The organism is Bradyrhizobium acaciae, assembly GCF_020889785.1.
Classification (GTDB): Bacteria; Pseudomonadota; Alphaproteobacteria; order Rhizobiales; family Xanthobacteraceae; genus Bradyrhizobium; species Bradyrhizobium acaciae.
The window spans coordinates 1-2,389 of sequence record NZ_JACMYK010000284.1 but is presented as its reverse complement, the minus strand read 5'-3'; the positions used below and the strand labels follow the sequence as shown (position 1 = coordinate 2,389).

Here is a 2,389-nt window from a genome sequence, read left to right as displayed (position 1 = left end):
CGGCGCCGCCCTCACCGCCGCGGCCGAGCGCGCCGTCGCATGGCGCCACACGCTTCTCTTCCGTCTTCGGCACCAGGAGGCGCTGACCATGACAAGGCATCGCGGACGCGGCGTTGCGTCAGTCAATTATCCCATCGGCATGAATCTCGGCGGCGATCCGAGCCAGGCGCTGGTGCACTCCAACCCAAGCGGCAAGTTCACGGTCGCGCTGTCCTCGATCGACCTCGGCCAGGGCATGAAGTCGGTAACGCGGCAGATCTGTGCCGAAACGCTCGGCGTGCCGGTCGAGGACGTCTATGTCGACACCGCTGACTCGGATACCGGCCCGCATTGCATGGGCTCGTTCGCCTCGCGCGGCACGCACCGCGTCGGCAACGCGGTGATGGCCGCGGCACGGGAGGCGCGCGGCGTGATGATGGAGGCGGCGGCCGAAGAGCTGGAAGTGAACGCCGCAGATCTCGAGACCGACGGCCGCGGCAACATCCATGTCAAGGGCGCGCCGCATCGCTCGATCTCGACCAAGGATGTTGCGATCGCTGCGCAGTTCAAGCAGGGCAAGACGATCTCCGGCCGCGGCATCTTCCTGGTGCCGCTGTCCGACGTCGACCCCGAGACCGGCGAGATGTCGCCGGCGACATGTTACGCTCACGCCTGCCTGGTCGCCGAGGTCGAGGTCGACGACGAGACCGGGGAGGTCGACATGGTCAGGATGGATTCCGCCTATGAACTCGGCCGCGCGCTCAATCCGCGTCTCGTCGAGCAGCAACTGGTCGGCGGCGCCTGGATGGGCGTCAGCCACGCGCTCTACGAGACGCCGGAGCCCTATTATCCGGAGCCGGTGCACGGCCCGCGCGATTTCGTCGAATATCTGATGCCGGGGCCGGGCGACATCTGTCCGCACGATATCGCTGTGCTGGAACGCCCCGCCCCCGACGGCCCGTTCGGTGCCAAGGGACCGGGCGAGATGTGCGCCAACCCGGTGCTGCCTGCGGTCGCCAACGCGATCTTCAACGCGGTCGGGGTGCGGATCGACGACCTGCCGATCACGCCGGAGAAGGTGTTGCGCGCGATCCGCGCACAGGGCGGCGCGCGGCCGCAGCCGCGGCGCTGAGGTCGCTTCATGCCGGTCCGCAGCAACATCGTCGGCATCGACAGCCCCGAGGCGCTGGAGAAGGCGCTGCGCGCGGCCTATTACCTTGCCGACGACGGCATCGCGACCGCCTCCTATCTTTCGCTCGCGCTCGGCAAGCCGCTGCTGCTGGAGGGCGCGCCAGGTGTCGGCAAGACCGAAGCCGCCAAAGCCATCGCCGCCGTGCTCGGCCGCAAGCTGATCCGTCTGCAATGCTATGAGGGCATCGACGCGGCCGCCGCACTCTATGAATGGAACTATCCGCGCCAGATGCTGGCGATCCGGCAGGCGGGCGAGGAAAGCATCGACATCTATGGCGAGTCCTTCCTGATCGAACGGCCGATGCTGGCGGCGCTGCGCGCGCCCGATGCCACCGTGCTGCTGATCGACGAAATCGACCGCGCCGACCAGGAGTTCGAGGCATTCCTGCTCGAATTCCTCTCCGACTTCCAGATCTCGATCCCGGAGCGCGGCACCATCCGCGCCGCCGAGCATCCGGTCGTGGTGCTGACCTCGAACCGGACGCGAGATTTGCACGAGGCTTTGAGGCGGCGCTGCGTGTATCACTGGATCGACTATCCGAATGCCGAGCGCGAGGCACGGATCGTGATGATGCGCGCGTCAAGCGTCGCCGAGGCCACTGCCCGCGCCGTGGTCGCTGCCGTCGGCCGGCTGCGCCGCGAGCCGCTGAGCAAGGCGCCGGGCATCGCCGAAGCCGTTGACTGGGCGGAAGCCGCCACCCTGCTCAACAAGGGCGGCGCACGCTGGCCTGACGCGTTCAAGCGCTCGATCGGCGTCGCGCTGAAGGACGAGGAGGACCTGCATTTCATCTCGCCGCGGCTCGATGCGATCATCGCGGAGGCAGCCGCGTGAGCGACGATCTCAAGCTGCCGCGCGCCGCGCGGATCTTCGTCACCTTTGTCGCATTGCTGCGTGCCAACGGCTTCTCCGTCGCGCCGGAGCAGACGACGAGCTTTTTGGCGGCGATCGGGCTGCTCGGGCCCGGGAGCCTGGAGCATATCCGCCGGGCCGGGCTTGCCACGCTGGCGCCGCCGCCCGAGCGCCGCGCGACGTATGACCGGCTGTTCGACATTCATTTCCGCGGCGCCGAGGCGATCGAGCAGGCCGAGGGCGAAGATGAGGAGACCGTCCGCCTGCAGGAGGAAGGCCGTGGCGAGGACGAGCCGCCGCTCGCCGACGAAGCCAACGAATCCGGTCTCGCGGCGGCGCGGGCCGAGGCGCTGGTCGAGCGCCGCTTTG

The 2,389-nt window shown here is 68.5% G+C and carries 2 protein-coding genes and 1 pseudogene; all 3 read left to right on the top strand.

Features of this window, described 5'->3' with window-relative positions; all coding sequences use genetic code 11:
- The first annotated feature begins 88 nt into the window (after window positions 1-88).
- On the top strand, window positions 89-1,111 hold the full coding sequence (locus H8A92_RS40220; RefSeq protein WP_229200773.1) for a xanthine dehydrogenase family protein molybdopterin-binding subunit: 1,023 nt from the start codon (window positions 89-91) through the stop codon (window positions 1,109-1,111).
- Window positions 1,112-1,120: 9 nt separating this feature from the next.
- On the top strand, window positions 1,121-2,002 hold the full coding sequence (locus H8A92_RS40215) for an AAA family ATPase (RefSeq protein ID WP_163151623.1): 882 nt from the start codon (window positions 1,121-1,123) through the stop codon (window positions 2,000-2,002).
- Window positions 1,999-2,389: pseudogene (locus H8A92_RS40210) on the top strand (hypothetical protein); the annotation flags it as partial. The gene H8A92_RS40215 and the pseudogene H8A92_RS40210, both read left to right, overlap by 4 nt.

Coding starts and splice junctions, on each gene's coding strand:
- H8A92_RS40220 (WP_229200773.1), top strand. CDS start 89: ATGACAAGGCATCGCGGACGCGGCGTTGCGTCAGTCAATTATCCCATC.
- H8A92_RS40215 (WP_163151623.1), top strand. CDS start 1,121: ATGCCGGTCCGCAGCAACATCGTCGGCATCGACAGCCCCGAGGCGCTG.